Consider the following 17,006-nt stretch of genomic DNA (forward strand, 5'->3'; position numbering starts at 1 on the left):
AAGGGAGTCCCCGCCAATTAACGAGGCGGGAATGATCGCGACACACGACCGAAACGAGGCGTGCGTAAATTCGCCGATGTTGAGGCCATCAACATTTTGCACCGCCCGCCCCGGCGAGGAGATTCGTGATTCTTCCACTCCCCCTCACGCTCTTGCGAGGAGCGACGCTGCCCGACGGCCGCGTCGTCGACGTCGAGATCGAGGGCGACACCGTGACGGCGGTTCTGCCCGCGGGCGACGCCGCGCCGACATCCGCCGAGCTCGACCTCACCGGATTCGTGCTGCTCACGGCGACCGCCGACCCGCACTCCCACCTCGACAAGGCCCGCTCGTGGGACGCCATCCGACCCCCGATGGGCGACCTGCTCTCGGCCATCAACTCGTGGCGCGACTACACGGCCACGATGACCGAAGCGGATGTCGCCGGCCGAGCCCGCGCACAAGTGCTCGCGATGCTCCGCCAGGGCACCACCGCGATCCGCTCCCACGTCGACGTGCTGCGTGGAGCCGACCCGCTCCTGTGCGCCCGCGCCCTGGTGAGCGTGCGGCACGAGCTCGCCGACCTCGTCGACCTCGAACTCGTCGTGCTCGCCGGCCCCGAGACCCCCGACGTCCACGTCGAGGCGGCCCTCGACCTCGGGCTCGACCTCGTGGGCGGTGCACCGCATCTCGCCGACGACCCGAGCGCCGACCTCCGCCGCCTCCTCGCGATCGCCGAGCGCCGCGGGTCGGGGGTCGACCTCCACACCGACGAGTCGCTCGACGGCGCCGTGACCCTCGGCGAGTTCGCGGCGATCGTGCGGGGCTGGACCCAGAACGTCTCCGCCGGCCACTGCGTGCGGCTCGGCACCCTCCCCGCGGCCGAGCGCGACGCCGTGATCGCCGAGGTGGTCGCGTCGCGCATCGGAATCATCGCGAACCCCATCACCAACCTCTACCTCCAGGGCTGGGACCACGACTCCTCGGTGCCGCGCGGTCTCACGGCCGTGCGCGAGCTCCTCGACGCGGGGGCCCGGTTCGCGGCCGGCGCAGACAACGTGCGCGACCCGTTCAACCCGCTCGGTCGCAGCGACGCCCTCGAAACCGCCATGCTCCTCGTCGCCGCAGGCCACCTCACGATCGACGAAGCGGTGACGGCGGTGAGCGACGGAGCGCGCGAGGTCATGGGCCTGCCCGTGGCGGGGGCGACCGTCGGCGCGAAAGCCGAGTTCCTCGCGGTGCGCGGAACGAGCCTCGCGGATGTCGTCGCCGACGCTCCTGCCGACCGCCACGTCATCCACGCCGGGCGCCTCGTCGCCACCACGACCGTCACGAGTCGAGTCGCCGCCGCGGCCTCCCTCGTATCGCAGACCACCGCCCCTGTGTCGGAGAGATGAGCAGCATGTCCATCGCACCAAGCATCGACCGCCCCAAGACGTCGACCGAACCGCTCCTCGACTTCTCGAACGTCGCCATGAGGTTTCCGAACGGCACCGTCGCCCTCTCGGGTGTCGACCTCACGGTCGGTCGCGGTGAGTTCGTCACCGTCGTCGGGCCGAGCGGATGCGGCAAGAGCACCCTCCTCCGCATCGCGTCGGGCCTCGAGACGGCGAGCGAGGGCGAGGCGATCCTCCGCACCAAGCGTGTCGGCTACGTGTTCCAAGACGCGACGCTCCTGCCCTGGCGCACCGTGCAGCAGAACGTCGAGCTGCTCGCCGAACTCAACAAACAACCGAAGAAGCAGCGGGCCGCGAGCGCGAAGGCGGCCATCGACCTCGTCGGGCTCGCGGGCTTCGAGAAGAACCTCCCGAAGGAGCTCTCGGGCGGCATGAAGATGCGCACGTCGCTCGCGCGATCGTTCACCCTCGACCCCGAACTCTTCCTCTTCGACGAACCCTTCGGGGCTCTCGACGAGATCACGCGCGAACGCCTCGGCGACGAACTGCTCCGCATCTTCGCCGAGCAGCAGTTCGCCGGGCTCTTCATCACCCACTCCGTGGCCGAAGCGGTGTACCTCTCCACGAGGGTCGTGGTCATGAGCGGTCGGCCGGGAAAGATCGTCGACACGTTCGAGGTTCCCTTTCCGAACCCTCGCGACCCCGACATCCGCTTCACCCCGGAGTTCGCCGCCCTCTGCGGCGAAGTCTCGCACGCACTGAGAGAAGGTCACTCGTGAGCACAGCAGTGAAATCCGCGGTGTCGAACACCCAGCCCGCGACCGTGAGCGTGGGGGCGAGATCGAGCAGCCTGGCCAAGCGCGTGGGGCCGCCACTCATCGTCTTCGTGCTCATCATGGTCGGCTGGTACATCGTCGCGAGCTACCTCGAGAGTGTGAACCGGTCGTTCCTGCTGCCGCTGCCGCACCGCATCGTGACGGAGTCGTTCTTTCCGACGAACGGGGCGGAAGGCATCGCCCCCGACCTCCTCCGCGCCCTCGCGTTGTCGACCCAGGTCGCTCTCGTCGGGCTCGCGATCTCGATCGTCATCGGAATCGTCTGGGCCGTGCTCATGTCGCAAGCCCGCTGGGTCGAGCGGTCGCTCTTCCCCTACGCCGTCATCCTCCAGTGCATCCCGATCCTCGCCCTCGTTCCCCTCATCGGTGTCACGATCGGCTACAGCTTCGAAGCCCGCATCCTCGTGTGCATTCTCATCTCGCTCTTCCCGATGGTCTCCAACACCCTGTTCGGGTTGCAGTCGGTCGACCGCAGCCAGCGCGAACTCTTCAAACTGCAGAGCGCGAGCCGCTTCACGGTGCTCACCAAACTGCAGTTTCCGAACGCCATGCCCGCGATCTTCGCCGGGATGCGCATCTCGGCGGGGCTCTCGGTCATCGGGGCGATCGTCGGCGACACGTTCTTCCGTCGCGGACAACCCGGTCTCGGCAACCTCATCAGCGTCTACGCCTCGCGCGTGCAGACCGAGGAGCTCTACGCCTCGGTCATCACGGCGGCGCTCCTCGGCGTCGTGATCTTCCTCGTCTTCGGGCTCATCGGCAAACTCGCCGTCGGCCGCTGGTACGAACAGACCACCTAGACCCTCCCTCCCCGCTCCACTCCCCGCCGCAGCATCCGCCTCACCCCGCCCACTCAAGGAGAACCATGCACACACCAGTCCGTCGCACCATCGCGGCCGTCGGCGCTCTCGCCGCCGTCGTCGCCCTCGCCGGTTGCGCATCAGGAGAGGAGGAGGCCGCTCCCCGAGACGACATGGAGATCGGCGCCATCGACCTCTCGGAGAACTGCCCCTCGACCGTCGTCATCCAGACGGACTGGAACCCCGAGTCGGAGCACGGCACGCTCTACGAGCTGCTCGGCGAGGACTACACCGTCGACGCCGACCTCAAGTCGGTCTCGGGGCCGCTCATGGCGAGCGGTGAGTACACCGGTGTCGACGTGGAGATCCGCTCCGGCGGGCCGGCGATCGGCTTCCAGACCGTCGCCGCCCAGATGTATCAGGACACCGACATCACGATCGGATACGCCGGTACCGACGGACAGGTGCAGCAATCGGCCGACCTCCCCACCAAAGCCTTCATCGCCCCGCTCGACATCAACCCGCAGATGATCATGTGGGACCCGGAGACCTACCCCGGTGTCAGCTCGATCGCCGAACTCGGCGAAGAGCTCGGCGACAACGTCGTGCGATACTTCGACGGCGCCGCCTACATGGAGTACCTCATCGCCGACGGCCAGCTGTCGCGCGAGCAGGTCGACGGCTCGTACGACGGCACCCCGGCGAACTTCGTCGCCGCCGCGGGCGCCGACGGTCAGCAGGGCTTCGCGAGCGCAGAACCGTTCGTCTACGAGAACGAGGTCGAGAGCTGGAACAAGCCCGTCGAGTTCGAACTCATCCACGACGCCGGGTGGACCGCCTACGCCGGCGCCCTCTCGGTGCGCAGTGCCGAGTTCGAAGAGCTCAGCCCGTGCCTCGCCGACATCACGCCGGTGTTCCAGCAGGCGACCGTCGACTTCTACACCGAGCCGGCCGCCGCGACCGAGGTCATCCTCGACCTCGTCGAGCAGTACGACACGGGGTGGGTCTACTCCCAGGAGGTCGCCGACTTCTCGGTGCAGCAGCAGGTCGACCTCGGTCTCGTCGGCAACGCCGACAACGAGACCGTCGGTGACTTCGACCTCGACCGCGTTCAGGGCATCCTCGACACGATGAGCCCCATCGCGACCGACCTCGGCACCCCGCCGGCCGACGGACTCTCCGTCGACGACCTCGTGACCAACGAGTTCATCGACGACTCCATCGGAATGCCGTAACGGCACGGAAGCCACGATCATGACGACACCCCCGGTGACCTCGACCTCCGCCCGCCTCGCGGGCGCGCGGGCCGTCGTCACCGGGGGTGCTCGCGGCATCGGGGCGCACATCGCCGAGAGGTTGAGCGCCGACGGTGCCGACGTGGCGATCCTCGACAGACTCACCGAACGAGGCGAACCCACCGCCGAGCGCATCGGCGGCCGGTTCATCGACGTCGACCTCCTGCATCCGCTCTCGACGATCGCCGCCATGAAGACGGCCATCGCGCACCTCGGAGGCATCGACATCCTCGTCAACAACGCGGGCATCCTGCGCCTCACGCCCCTGCTCGACATCTCGGTCGAAGAGTGGGATCACGTGTTCGACATCAACACGCGGCCCATGCTCGTGACGACCCAGATCGCCGCACGATCGATGATCTCGGCGGGCACCGCGGGCACGATCATCAACATCGCGAGCATGGCGGGCAAGAGCGGCGGTGCGGGGCAAGCGCACTACGCCGCGTCGAAAGCCGCCGTCATCGCCCTCACGCGCGTGTCGGCGCTCGAGCTCGGCGAACACGACATCACCGTCAATTGCGTGTGCCCCGGATACATCCTCACCGAGATGGGCGCGGCCACGAGAACGGATGCCGACGTCGAACGCTGGTCGTCGTTCTCCCCGCTCGGGCGGCTCGGCACCCCCGCCGACGTCTCGGGGGTCGTGGCTTTCCTCGCGTCGAGCGACTCCGACTATCTCACCGGTCACGCGATCGACGTCTCCGGCGGCATGGCCGCCCAGTGACCGAGCCGCTCGCCGCGACACCGCGCCTCTCTCCCCCGCTCCTCTCCACCCAGACCACAACCACCCTCTGCTGTAAGGAATCCGCATGACGGTCGAAGACCTCCACACCGAACTCGTCGAGCTACTCGGGCCTCGCGGCGCGACGGTCGAGATGCGCGCGCGCGAGAAGGCATCCGTCGACGGAGCCAAGATGTCGCCGATCATCACCGAGCTGCTCCCCCTCGGTCTCGCCGACATCGTGGCCTTCCCGACGAGCGCCGAGCAGATCGCCGAGGTCGTCGCGGCCGCCGTGCGCCACGGCGTGGGCATCACCCCGCGCGGCAAGGGCACCGGCAACTACGGTCAAGGCATCCCCCTTCAGGGCGGCCTCGTGCTCGACCTCTCGAAGGCGCGCGCGATCGTCGAGGTCGGTGACGGCACCATCACGGCCGAAGCGGGCGCCCCGATGATCGCGCTCGAACAAGCCGCACGCGAGAGCGGACAGGAGTTGTGGATGTATCCGTCCACAGCCCAGTCGAGCCTCGGCGGTTTTCTCTCCGGAGGCTCCGGAGGCACCGGCTCGATCCTGCACGGCGCCAACCACCAGGGATTCGTCGTCGCGCTCGACGTCGTGTTCGGCGGCCCGGAACCGGAACTCGTGCACGTCGAGGGAGACGAAGCCCAGAAATTCGTGCACAACTACGGCACCGCGGGCATCATCGCGCGCGCGACCGTGCGACTCGACCCCGTGCAGGACTGGGTCGCGTTCTACGCGAGCTTCGACGACTTCTCGGGTGTGCTCGCGACCATCCGCGAGGTCGGCGGCGTGCACCCGACACCGCGACTCGTCTCGGGCGACCTGGCCGAGATCGCCGCGACCCTGCCCGCCGACCCGGCGATCCCCGAGGGCCGCGCGAGCCTCCGCGCGATTCTCGAGAGGTCGACCCTCGACGCCGCCCGCGGACTCGTTGAAGCCGCGGGAGGGGTCGTCGAAGAGGTGCGTGAGGGGCCGACGGCGTGCGTGCGATTGAGCACCCTCTCGTACAACCACCCGATCGAGTGGTTGCAGAAGAGCGCGCCCGGCACCTACTTCCACCTCGAGGTCGGCGGACACGCGCTCGTCGACCGGATCGACGAGGTGCACGCGGTCTACCGCGGCGGGATGCTGCACATCGAATCCCAGCACCGCGGCCCGATCGGCATGCTCGCGGGTGTCTACGAGAGCCCCGAGCAGGTCTACGCGGGCATCGACGCCCTCCGCGAGCTCGGTGTCGGCGTGCACAGCCCGCACCAGTGGTTCGTCGACTTCGAGGTCGAGCGCACCCTCGCGACCGCGCGCGAGACCGACCCCCTCGGGTTGCTCAACCCCGGAAAGCTCGTCGCCGAGGTGACCGCTCCCGGCGCCGGCAAGGTCGCGTCGGGCGAGAGCGCGCCGCGCGCGACCTCGTCGGGAACCCTCGTGCCCGAGTCCGTGTCGAGCGCGTCGTGACGGGCACCGCGTCGCGGCGCCTCGACGAACTCTCGGGCACCGCCGTGACCGAGCGTCTCACCGAGGACTCGATCATCGTGCTCCCCACGGGAGCGATCGAGCATCACGGGCCGCATCTGCCGCTCTCGACCGACGCTCTGCTCGCGGGCGCACTCGCGGGCGCCGCCGTCGATCGGGCCGCCGACGCGGGTCTCGACATCTGGATCCTGCCCACCCTCACCTACACGAAGTCCGACGAGCACCACTGGGCTCCCGGCACGGTGTGGTTGAACTGGGACACCCTCATGGCGACGCTCGTCGACATCGGCAGGTCGATCGCCGCGACCCCCGCCCGCACCCTCGTCTTCATGAACGGGCACGGCGGAAACGGCGCTCTCCTGCAAGTGGCCAATCGCGAGCTGCACCGGCGTTTCGGCCTCAAGACCTTCACGATGCCCGCGGGCATTCAACGCGCGGGCGCCGGCGGTGACGCGGGAGCGGATGAGGCGGGGCTCGGAATCCATGCCGGCCACGGCGAGACCTCCCTCGTGCTCCACGTGCGCCCCGACCTCGTCGACATGGCGCGCGCCGAACGCAACGTGCCCGAGCACATCGGGGCGATGGAGTTCATCGGGTTCAACAACAAGCCCGTGTCGTTCGGTTGGCTCAGCAACGATTTCGGGGCGAGCGGCGTCATCGGCGACCCGACGGCCGCGACGGCGGAGGCGGGTGCCGCGCTCTTCGAGGAATCGGTCGCCCGTTCGGTCGACGCCCTCCTCGAGATCTCCCGGTTCACGTTCGAGGCGCCGCCCTCGGGGCCGACACCGTGACCGATCAGCCGGCGGCCGCGACCGCGACCGACGACACCCTGCACGCCGACCCTCACGAGATCGCCCGGCACTGGCTGCCGGGCAACGAGCACCCCGATCGCCCGCAGATCACCCTCGTGACGAACGGGCTCGACGGCTACCCGACCGGGCGCACAGTGTTGCTCTCCGAAGTGACCGACACGGGCTTCGCGTTCCACACCGACGCGCGCTCGCGCAAAGCCCTCGAGATCGAGGCGGATGCCCGCGTCTGCATCGTCGTCGTCTGGCCCGACTTCTACCGGCAGCTCGTCATCCACGGAGAAGCGCACCGGCAGTCCGAGGAGCGCATCGCGGCGGCGTACCACCGTCGATCGCCCTACCTCAAGCAGCTCGCGTGGGTGAACGACGCCGACTACGCCCGATTGCCCTACGACGAGAGGGTCGCGCTGTGGAGTGACGCGCAGGCGACGCATCCGGAGGGTCCGGTCGACCCGTCGCCGACGTGGGTCGGGTTCGACATCACCCCCGTGCGCTACCTCTTCTGGGAGTCCTCCCCCGTGACCGCGAGCCGGCGCACGGAGTTCCGGCGCGACGGATCGCGTGCCGACGCGCGCGTTTCGTGGGCGGTCGATCACCTGCCAGGCTGACCGGGTGTCCCGCCCGATCATCCGCGTCTCCGCCGCCCTCATCGTCGACGAGTTCGGTCGAGTGCTGCTCGTGCGCAAGCACGGCACCACGATGTTCATGCAACCGGGAGGCAAACCCGAGCCGGGAGAGTCGGCTGCGGATGCCCTCGCTCGCGAGTTGCACGAAGAGGTGGGGTTGCGAGTCGACCCCGCCGACCTCCACTACCTCGGCAGTTTCGAGGCCGACGCCGCCAACGAGCGGGGGCACGCTCTCGTCGCCGAGATGTTCGCGGTGCGGGTGAGCGCGCCCGTGATCGTGACGGCGGCCGCCGAGATCGCGGAGCTGCGCTGGTTCGCCGTCGACGAGCTCGGGGGGCCGACGATCGCCCCGCTCACGAGAGACACCGCCCCCGCGCTCGTGCGGCGGGGCGCCTGAGTCAGGAGCGCAGCGCGCTCCCGACCTCGGCGAGCGCGTCGGCGAACCGCAGCTCGCCGCCCGCGCCACCCCCACCCGAGAGGTTGACACCCGCGACCCCGTCGACGTCGAGCAATCGACGGCTCAACTCGATCGCGGCCGAGATGCCCGCCGCCGTCGGAGAATCGGCGGCGAAGATGCCGTCGAGGTAGCCGGGCGGCAGCACGAGAGACGGAAAACTCGCGAGGAGCGCGGCGCTCTCGACGTCGACGACGATCGGAACGCACGCGATGAAACGCAGCCCGCTGCCGAGGGCCCGGGCCTCGGCGATGAACGCGCGCACCGGCTCGACTCCCCCGGCGTGGTTGACGAAGCAGACCTCCGCGCCCGCCCGCTCCTTCTCTCGCAGCCGCTCCGCGCGACGGTCCATCGGGGGCGTCGCGGGCGACTCCCCCACCGAGACGAGGTGCCCGGCCGCCCGGGCGACGGCCGCGAGGCGGGTCGAGTCGAGGTCGAACACGGGGCGCGCGTCGGGTCTCGACCCCGTCGCCGTGTGGTCTCCCGTCACGCAGTGCACGCCCGAGACTCCGACGTGGGCGAGGCCGGCCAGCTCGCCCTCGAGGGCGACCCTGTTGCGATCGCGGCAATTGAGCCCCGTCCAGACCTCGAGGCCCGCGGCGCGGATGAGCTGCGCGCGGTAGGTGGGCGAGAACTGCACGCGTGAGCGTGCGGAATCGCCGGCGAGCACCGCATCCGTCGACCCCGCGAGGATGTCTGCGCACTCGCGGATCGAGTCGGCGTCGAGAGCCCGCGCCGGAAAGTCACCCACGACCACCCGCCCCGAACCCAGGAGCGCGCGCATCCGGTCGGCCGGCGTGTGCGGGGTGGGTGACGTGTCGCGCGCGGGTGGGCCGAGCGCCGACCGCTCGCGCGACCAGCGCACGGTGTCGACGTCGAGGAACACGCACGCGTGTTCGGCGACCTCACAGCGGCCGTCGCCCTCGACCCCGCCGCACGGGCCGAACTCCATCGACTTGGGGCACTCGGGTGCTCGCACGATCTCGGTCTCGGGTGGCACGACATCCCCTCTCGACCGGTGTGGACCGCACGCTACCCCCGGTGTGTTTCGACGGTGTGACCAGCTCGGGTGTGACCGGCTCCGGTGAGACCGGTTCGCCGCCGCTCGCTGGCAAACCCCCGAGCGCGACCAAACTCCGGCCAACGGGGTGCCGAACCCCCCACGCTCCGCCACAGCGGCGAGCGCACGAAGGAGAAGACGATGACCGAGATCACTGCGCACCACGGACTGTTCAAAGACACCAACCTGCACGTCGACGACACCGGAGGGTCGGGTCGCCCCGTCGTTCTCATCCACGGCTGGCCGCTCTCGGGCGAATCGTGGTCGGAGCAAGTGCCGGCCTTCGCCTCCGCGGGATACCGCGTGATCACCTACGACCGCCGCGGGTTCGGGCGCAGCGACAAGCCCAAGACGGGCTACACCTACGACACCCTCACCGAAGACCTCCACACCCTCCTCACCGAGCTCGACCTCACCGATGTCACGCTCGTCGGGTTCTCGATGGGCGGCGGCGAGGTGGCGCGCTACTTCACCAAGTACGGCGACGAGCGCATCCACAGCGTCGTGTTCGCCTCCGCCGTTCCGCCCTACCTCATGACGACCGACGACAACCCCGAGGGTCCCCTCGCGCCGAGCGCCGCCGGAGAGATGACGGCCCAGCTCACCGCGAGCGAGGAGTCGTTCTACGACCAGTTCACGACCGATTTCTTCTCCGTCGACGGCGAGCTCAAGGTGACCGAGCGGCAGCGCCAGGATGCCCTCGACCTCGCGTTGCAGTCGAGCAAGGTCGCTGCGCTCGCGTGCATGGCGGCGTTCGGCTCGACCGACTTCCGCGACGACCTGCCCCGGGTCACCGTTCCCACGCTCGTGATCCACGGCGACGGTGATGGCACCGTGCCGTTCGAGGGTTCGGGAGCGCGCACGCACGCCGCGATCGCGCACAGCGAGCTCGTCGTCATCCCCGGGGCACCGCACGGCGTCAACGTGAGCCACGCCGACGAGTGGAATCGCGCCTTGCTCGAGTTCCTCGCGAAGTAGTCACGTGAGGCGCGGAACCGCTCGTTCCGCGCCCGCACCACCGCATCGCGGTCGCATAGTGTTCCTCTCCTCCGGGGTGAGCAACGATGTGCGACCGCGATGTCGCGTTGGGGCGCGTTCTCGGGCTCGACGTTCGGCGCGGAGATCGTCATTGTCCACTCCTCCACCGGAGCATTGCGGTCGCATATCGCCCCCCTCCGGGATGAGCAACGATTCGCGACCGCGATGTCGCGTTGGGGCGCGTTCCCCCGAGCCCGAGCCTCTGTCCCTCCAACTAGGGGGAACTCAAGCCACAGGATCCCGCGGTCGACGCTATAACCTCGAACAAATCCATCGACGGGGGAAACAATGGAGTTCGAGGAACGACTGGGCGCTCTGGCTGCGAAGGTCCGGAATCAGCGAGACGCGATCCAAACTGAAGAGGCGACGAAGAATGCCTTCGTCATGCCTTTCATCTCCACCATTTTGGGCTACGACGTCTTCAACCCGCTCGAAGTGGTTCCCGAGTTCACCGCCGATGTAGGCGTGAAGCGGGGCGAGAAGATCGATTACGCGATCATGCGTGAGAGCGAAGTCCAGATCCTCATCGAGTGCAAGAGCTCGACGGGCCCGTTGCGCATCGAGCATGCTTCGCAGCTTTTCAGGTATTTCGCCGTCACCAACGCTCGAATCGCCGTCCTGACGAACGGTGAGGTCTACAACTTCTACACCGACCTCGACGCCCCCAATCGGATGGACGATAAGCCGTTCCTCGTGCTTGACCTCGCGGACATCGACGAGACCCTCATCCCCGAGCTCAAGAAGCTGACGAAGGACATCTTCGACCTCGACTCGATCATCAACGCGGCAGAGGAACTCAAATATGTCGGCGCACTCAAGCGGGAGATCGCGGCGCAATTTCGCGAGCCTGCTGATGAGTGGGTCAAATTCTTCACCGGCCGTGTTTACGACGGGGCTTTCACTCAAAAGGTGAGGGAGCAATTCACGCTTCTGGTGAGCAAAGCGACAAAACAATTCCTCAATGAGCAGGTCAACGACCGCCTCAAAACTGCACTCGGTGCAACATCCGTTCCGTCGGTAACGATGGGAGACCCTGCGGCTATTGCGAGTCAGTCGATCGTCGAGGGAGACCTCGACCGCGACACGGAGATCGAGACGACTCTGGAGGAGCTCGAGGGATATCAGATCGTGAAGGCGATCGCCTGCGCAGAGGTGAAACCCCAGCGGGTGACGAGTCGCGACGCAAAGTCCTACTTCGCGGTGCTTCTAGATGACAACAACCGTAAACCGATCGCACGACTCTGGTTCAACGGCAAGAAGCAGAAATACCTGGGTGTCTTCGACGATGCCAAGAACGAGACGAAGATACCGATAGAGAATCTCGACGACATCTACGAGCACGCCGAGCTGATTCGCTCAACCGTCCGGGCGTTCCGATAGGCCTACTCATCGTGTTCCCTGATCGATCCGCCGTCTGGTGAGCCATCGCACCGCATGACCACTCCATCGTCGGCCACGGCCGCGTCCTACCTGCCCGCGCTGAACACCGACGCTCTCACCGCACGAACGCGTCGACGCGATGTCTCGAGGTTCTACCGGGCTTTCGCCGCGCAGCACTCGAGTGTGAAGGCGCCGCTCGGGGCGTTCCGCAGGGTCACCGCGAGCGTGGGCGTCGCGGCCGGCATCATCGGTCTGCTCACCATGGTCGTCGGAATCACGCAAGAGGTCGAAGGTGCCTCCGCCGACATGGCGAGCGAGCTCGCCGCGATGAGTTTCATCGTCGCTCTGTTCGTCGCCGCAGGAGTGACCCTCGGATGGTTCTGGGTGCGTTCACGAAGACAGCGAGGCACCCCCGAGAGGCACTACCGCCTCGCGAGATTCGCGGCAGACAACGGACTCGTCTACAGCCCGGGCCCCTACGCGGGCGGCCATATCACCCCGTGGCGCGATCGTGGCCGCCTCGTCGTCTCCCGGTTGATGCGTTCGGCCGCGGGGAGGAGCGTCGAGTTCGCCAACTTCGAGCTCGCGTGGGGCAGCGCGACCGATCGGAACACCCAGTTCGGCGGTTACTGCGCCATCAGGTTGACCACCGCGCTTCCCCACATCGTGCTGCACGCCGACGACAATCGGCACCCTCTGGAGTTGCGCGCGATGCCCACCCGCGCCCTGCGGCTCTCGCTCGAGGGCGACTTCGACACGCACTTCGCTCTCTACTGCCCGGCGGGCTACGAGCGCGACGCGCTCTACCTCTTCACGCCCGACATCATGGCGCGGCTCATCGATTCGGTGAGCGGCTACGACATCGAGATCATCGACGATTGGCTCTTTCTCGTGACCACGCGCGACGTCGTAACGCTCCACCCGGCCACCTGGTCCGGCCTCGCCGACGCAGTCGACGCGGTCACCGAGAAGGTGACCCGGTGGGAGCGCTGGCGGGATGACCGCCGAGACGATGATCTCGTCGCCGCCGCGGCAGCCGACGGCGTTGCAGCACCCCCCGCCGGGCAGAGCGCCCCGGTCGCCGCATCGCAGGGTCGGAGGTTGCGATTCGGGATGAGTAAAGCGCACATCGCCACGTTCGCGGTGGTCGCATTCTTCTGCGCGGTGATCCTCGTCACGGCGCTCGTCGAATAGAGACCGTTCCCCTCTCGGGCGAACACGCCTACAGTGGGCACATCGCCGTGACCCCCGCGATCCTGTCGCGGCGCGCCCGCGGGAGGCATCGTCAGCGAGGCTCACCGAAGGACGCTCGAATGCCAGGACCACTGCGCACCCTCCGTTCCACCATCTACCGGTCGACGCGATTCGCGCACGTCGCCGAATTCATCTTCCGGCGGAACGACGCGTCGGAAGACGTCTACCCCGACGACCCGCCGCGCGGCCTCGTCGACGGACCCGACCCCGACCGGGTCGTCTTCATCGGCGAGCCAGGCGAGATCAGCCTCGGTGTGCGCTCCCACGAGCTCTCGCTGCCCGCGTTCTTCGCGCGCCATCTGGCGACCGTCACCTCGCGAGGGGTGTCGTGGTCGATCAGCCCGCTGCCGGGGTCGCGCATCGCCGAGGGACCGGGTGTCGTCGAGGGGCTCACGAACAACCTCGCGAAAGCCGACGCGGTCGTCATCCTCGCCGGCATCTCCGACACCCTCCGGATCATGGCAGCGACGACGTGGGAGAGGCACCTCCGGGCGACCCTCGCGGCGTTGCGCGAGCGGCTGCCCGTCACCGCGCAGATCGTGATCTCCGACATCCCGCCGCTCGACAACGCGGGCAGCATGTCGAAGGCTGCTCGAGTCGCTGCCGGCCACCACAGCAGGCTCCTCAACCGGCACACGCGACTCGTCGCCGCAGAGTTCCACGGGGTCACGGTCATGCTCTTCCCTCGCGAACTCACCGAGTCGGTGTGGCGGCCCGAAGGCGTCGAACAGCGATTCACCTTCACCTACCGCGTGTGGGGAAACCACCTCGCCGATGCCCTTCCGATCGACGCGAGTGTCATCGCCGGCTCCGGGTCCGACCCGGCACCCTCCGCTCCCCGCCCCCGCACCACCACCGCCGGCCCGAGACACGCCAGCACCTCCCTCGCGGAGTCGAGCAATGCCAGTCCGAGCGATACCAGTCAGAGCCGCGTGAGCCAGACACACGTGAGCCAGAGCCGCGCCCACGCGAGGGACGAGGGCGGCGCGACCGCATCGACGCGCTGACAGTTCGGCGATAATGGCTCCATCCCACCCCGGAAGGACGTCATGTCTGCGCCCCTCGATCTGCTCGTCCACGCGACATCCGCCCTCGTCGACGGGGTGTTCCGCCCGGCGACGATCTCCGTGCGCGACGGGGTCATCGTCGACGTGGAACCCCTCCACGACGGCACGGGCGAGTGGATCGACGCCGCCGAGATCGTGACCCTCGACGCCGACACCGTGCTCGTGCCCGGGCTCGTCGACAGCCACGTGCACGTGAACGAACCGGGCCGCACCGAGTGGGAGGGCTTCGCGAGCGCCACGCGCGCCGCGGCATCCGGCGGTGTCACGACGATCGTCGACATGCCGCTCAACAGCATCCCGGCGACGGTCGACGTCGACGCCCTCGACACGAAGCAGGATGTCGCGAGACCCCAGTCGTTCGTCGACGTCGGTTTCTGGGGCGGGGCGATCCCGGCCAGTCTCGGCTCGCTCGCGCCACTCCACGATCGCGGGGTCTTCGGCTTCAAAGCCTTCCTCGCCCCGTCGGGTGTCAACGAGTTTCCTCACCTCGACAGCGCGGGCCTCGACGAGGCCCTGGCCGAGGTGGCCGCGCTCGGTTCGGTGCTCATCGTGCACGCGGAAGACCCCGACGAGCTCGCGAGGCACGAGAAGCACGGGGGGCGCGACTACCGGGCTTTCGAGGCCTCCCGCCCCGACTCCGTCGAGACGGTCGCGATCGATCGCGTCATCGCGGGTGTGCGGCGCACCGGCGCACGCGCACACATCCTGCACCTGTCGAGCGGGGCCGCCCTCCCCGCCCTCGCCGCCGCACGCGCCGACGGCCTCCCGATCACCGTCGAGACGTGCCCCCACTACCTGTGCCTCACCGCCGAGGAGATCCCCGACGGCGCGACCCAGTTCAAGTGCTGCCCTCCCATTCGCGACAGCGCCAATCGCGATGCCCTCTGGCAGGGTCTCACCGACGGCGTCATCGACATCATCGTCTCCGATCACTCCCCGAGCACGCGCGAACTCAAGTTCGCGCACGATGGCGACTTCGGCGTCGCGTGGGGCGGAATCGCGGGGCTCCAGGTCGGGCTCACGGCGGTGTGGGCCGAGGCGCACCGGCGCGGCATCTCGCTCGAACGCGTCGTGGAGTGGATGTCTCGCGGCCCCGCCGACTTCCTCGGTCTTCCCGCGAAGGGTCGCATCGCGATCGGCGCCGACGCCGACCTCGCGGTGTTCCTCCCCACGTGGGCCTCGACCGTCGATGCGACCCGGCTCGAGCACAAGAACCCCGTCTCGGCGTTCGACGGCGCCGGTGTGCTCGGTCGTGTCGACGACGTGTGGTTGCGCGGTCACCGCATCGACATCGACGGGCTCCCGTCCGGAGCCCTCCTCGAGCGCCCCGCATCCTGACGGGCGGCGAAACACGGCGGTCACATGCGGGTGTCAGAATCCCGCTATGGCGATAGTCCTCGGGTCACATCAGTACGGCAAAGCCGAATCCCGCCTCGTGCGGTTCCGTCGCGACAGCGCTCGGCACGAGATCCAGGATCTCAACGTGAGCACGAGTCTGCGGGGCAGCTTCGCCGAAGCACACCTCTACGGCGACCAGTCGCAAGTGCTCCCGACCGACACCCAGAAGAACACCGCGTACGCCTACGCCAAGTCGGTCGGCATCGAGTCGATCGAGACTTTCGGTCTCGCCCTCGCGCGCCACTTCGTCGATGACATCGACCCGGTCACGGGAGCGCGCATCGAGATCGAGCAGTACGGCTGGACTCGCGCCGTCGTCGACGGCGCCGAGCACGACCACACCTGGGTGCGCGCGGGCGAAGAGGTGCGCACCGCCGCGATCACCGTCGACGGCACAGGAGACGACCGACACGTGCACGTCGTCGGGGGCCTCAAAGACCTCGTGCTGCTCAAGTCGACGGGCTCCGAGTTCCGCGACTTCCTCGTCGACGAATACACGACCCTGCCGGCGACCTCGGATCGCGTGCTCGCGACCTCCCTCGTGGCGCGGTGGCGCTTCGAGACTCTCGACGTCGAGTGGGACGCCGTGTATGCGAGCGTCAAGCGCATTCTCGTGGCGCAGTTCGCGACCCTGCAGTCGCTCGCGCTGCAGCAGACCCTGTGGCACATGGGTAAGGCCGTGCTCGCCGCCCACCCGGAGATCGCGGAGATCCGGTTCTCCGCGCCCAACAAGCACCACTTCCTCGCCGACCTCTCGCCGTTCGGGCTCGAGAACAGCGGTGAGGTCTTCCACGCCGCCGACCGACCGTACGGCCTCATCCAGGCGAACATCACGCGCGATGATGCGAGCGACCCGGGATCTGCGTGGGACGCCGGATCGGGCCTCGCATGAGTGCTGCGGATGACGCGGGCCCGGCCCTCGCGCAGACGGACGAGCGCTGGCTCGCCCACGCCGTGACCCTCGCGACCGAGAACGTCGCGGCGGGAGGCGGCCCGTTCGGCGCGGTCATCGTGCGCGACGGCGAGCTTCTCGCGATCGGTCAGAACCGGGTGACGCGCGACCTCGACCCGACCGCGCACGCCGAGGTGCAGGCCATCCGCGCGGCGTGTCAGGCCGCGGGAGATTTCTCTCTCGCCGGGGCGACCCTCTACACCTCGTGCGAGCCGTGCCCGCTGTGCGTCTCGGCGTCGCTGTGGGCGCGGCTCGATCGCGTCGTGTTCGCGGCGGACCGCCACGATGCGGCGCGAGGCGGCTTCGACGACCTCGAGTTCTACGAGCTGTTCGCGCGCGACCGGGCGACGTGGCCGACCGCGATCGAGTCGCTCAGGCTGCCCGAGTCGGCAGCTCCGTTCGACGCGTGGCTCGGCAAGGGCGATCGCACCGATTACTGACCCGGGCCCGG

At 68.5% G+C, this 17,006-nt stretch carries 17 protein-coding genes; 16 read left to right on the forward strand and 1 reads right to left on the reverse strand.

The features are described 5' to 3' along the window. Positions 1-125: 125 nt before the first annotated feature. The 9 genes from ACLHG5_RS07305 to ACLHG5_RS07345 all read left to right on the forward strand — a co-directional run bounded on the left by ACLHG5_RS07305 (position 126) and on the right by ACLHG5_RS07345 (position 8,349). Positions 126-1,376 (forward strand): amidohydrolase family protein, encoded by a 1,251-nt coding sequence (locus tag ACLHG5_RS07305; protein WP_411318272.1) that lies wholly within the window; start codon positions 126-128, stop codon positions 1,374-1,376. Positions 1,377-1,381: 5 nt separating this feature from the next. Then, positions 1,382-2,155: an ABC transporter ATP-binding protein gene (locus ACLHG5_RS07310; RefSeq protein WP_411314840.1), complete on the forward strand. Its 774-nt coding sequence runs from the start codon at positions 1,382-1,384 to the stop codon at positions 2,153-2,155. Further along, complete coding sequence (locus ACLHG5_RS07315; RefSeq protein WP_411314839.1) at positions 2,152-3,012, forward strand: ABC transporter permease; 861 nt, start codon at positions 2,152-2,154, stop codon at positions 3,010-3,012. The genes ACLHG5_RS07310 and ACLHG5_RS07315 overlap by 4 nt, the downstream gene beginning before the upstream one ends. A gap of 65 nt (positions 3,013-3,077) precedes the next feature. Next, positions 3,078-4,247: an ABC transporter substrate-binding protein gene (locus tag ACLHG5_RS07320; protein WP_411314838.1), complete on the forward strand. Its 1,170-nt coding sequence runs from the start codon at positions 3,078-3,080 to the stop codon at positions 4,245-4,247. Between the two features lie 19 nt (positions 4,248-4,266). Then, positions 4,267-5,031, forward strand: a complete 765-nt coding sequence (locus tag ACLHG5_RS07325; RefSeq protein ID WP_411314837.1) for an SDR family NAD(P)-dependent oxidoreductase — start codon at positions 4,267-4,269, stop codon at positions 5,029-5,031. Between the two features lie 85 nt (positions 5,032-5,116). Next, positions 5,117-6,499 (forward strand): FAD-binding oxidoreductase, encoded by a 1,383-nt coding sequence (locus ACLHG5_RS07330; RefSeq protein WP_411318273.1) that lies wholly within the window; start codon positions 5,117-5,119, stop codon positions 6,497-6,499. Continuing rightward, complete coding sequence (locus tag ACLHG5_RS07335) at positions 6,496-7,308, forward strand: creatininase family protein (protein WP_411318274.1); 813 nt, start codon at positions 6,496-6,498, stop codon at positions 7,306-7,308. The genes ACLHG5_RS07330 and ACLHG5_RS07335 overlap by 4 nt, the downstream gene beginning before the upstream one ends. Continuing rightward, positions 7,305-7,934, forward strand: a complete 630-nt coding sequence (locus tag ACLHG5_RS07340; protein WP_411318275.1) for a pyridoxamine 5'-phosphate oxidase family protein — start codon at positions 7,305-7,307, stop codon at positions 7,932-7,934. Before ACLHG5_RS07335 ends, ACLHG5_RS07340 begins: the two co-directional genes overlap by 4 nt. A gap of 4 nt (positions 7,935-7,938) precedes the next feature. Continuing rightward, positions 7,939-8,349 carry an NUDIX hydrolase gene (locus tag ACLHG5_RS07345; protein ID WP_411318276.1) on the forward strand — a complete coding sequence of 137 codons (411 nt, stop codon included), beginning with the start codon at positions 7,939-7,941 and terminating at the stop codon, positions 8,347-8,349. Between the two features lies 1 nt (position 8,350). Here the strand turns inward: ACLHG5_RS07345 and ACLHG5_RS07350 are convergent, their stop codons facing one another. Further along, the gene (locus ACLHG5_RS07350; RefSeq protein WP_411318277.1) at positions 8,351-9,406 is read right to left on the reverse strand and encodes a methylenetetrahydrofolate reductase C-terminal domain-containing protein; all 1,056 of its coding nucleotides are present in this window, start codon (positions 9,404-9,406) and stop codon (positions 8,351-8,353) included. Between the two features lie 201 nt (positions 9,407-9,607). On the opposite strand from ACLHG5_RS07350, the gene ACLHG5_RS07355 reads away from it, so the two are divergent. From ACLHG5_RS07355 to ACLHG5_RS07385, 7 genes are all read left to right on the forward strand, one after another. After that, a complete protein-coding gene (locus ACLHG5_RS07355; RefSeq protein ID WP_411318278.1) occupies positions 9,608-10,444 on the forward strand; it encodes an alpha/beta fold hydrolase in 837 nt (278 codons plus the stop codon). Positions 10,445-10,792: 348 nt separating this feature from the next. Beyond that, entirely contained in the window at positions 10,793-11,884 is a 1,092-nt protein-coding gene (locus tag ACLHG5_RS07360) for a type I restriction endonuclease (RefSeq protein WP_411318279.1), read from the forward strand. Positions 11,885-11,938: 54 nt separating this feature from the next. Next, positions 11,939-13,078, forward strand: coding sequence for a hypothetical protein (locus tag ACLHG5_RS07365; RefSeq protein ID WP_411318280.1), 1,140 nt, complete (start codon positions 11,939-11,941; stop codon positions 13,076-13,078). A gap of 119 nt (positions 13,079-13,197) precedes the next feature. Further along, positions 13,198-14,145 carry a hypothetical protein gene (locus ACLHG5_RS07370; RefSeq protein ID WP_411318281.1) on the forward strand — a complete coding sequence of 316 codons (948 nt, stop codon included), beginning with the start codon at positions 13,198-13,200 and terminating at the stop codon, positions 14,143-14,145. 42 nt (positions 14,146-14,187) lie between these two features. Beyond that, positions 14,188-15,543 carry an allantoinase AllB gene (allB, locus tag ACLHG5_RS07375; protein WP_411318282.1) on the forward strand — a complete coding sequence of 452 codons (1,356 nt, stop codon included), beginning with the start codon at positions 14,188-14,190 and terminating at the stop codon, positions 15,541-15,543. 46 nt (positions 15,544-15,589) lie between these two features. Beyond that, on the forward strand, positions 15,590-16,495 hold the full coding sequence (gene pucL, locus ACLHG5_RS07380; protein ID WP_411318283.1) for a factor-independent urate hydroxylase: 906 nt from the start codon (positions 15,590-15,592) through the stop codon (positions 16,493-16,495). Continuing rightward, entirely contained in the window at positions 16,492-16,995 is a 504-nt protein-coding gene (locus ACLHG5_RS07385; RefSeq protein WP_411318284.1) for a nucleoside deaminase, read from the forward strand. Before pucL ends, ACLHG5_RS07385 begins: the two co-directional genes overlap by 4 nt. The last annotated feature ends 11 nt before the right edge of the window (positions 16,996-17,006 follow it).

Origin of the sequence: Marisediminicola sp. LYQ85 (assembly GCF_046600695.1) — a bacterium.
Classification (GTDB): domain Bacteria; phylum Actinomycetota; class Actinomycetes; order Actinomycetales; family Microbacteriaceae; genus Marisediminicola.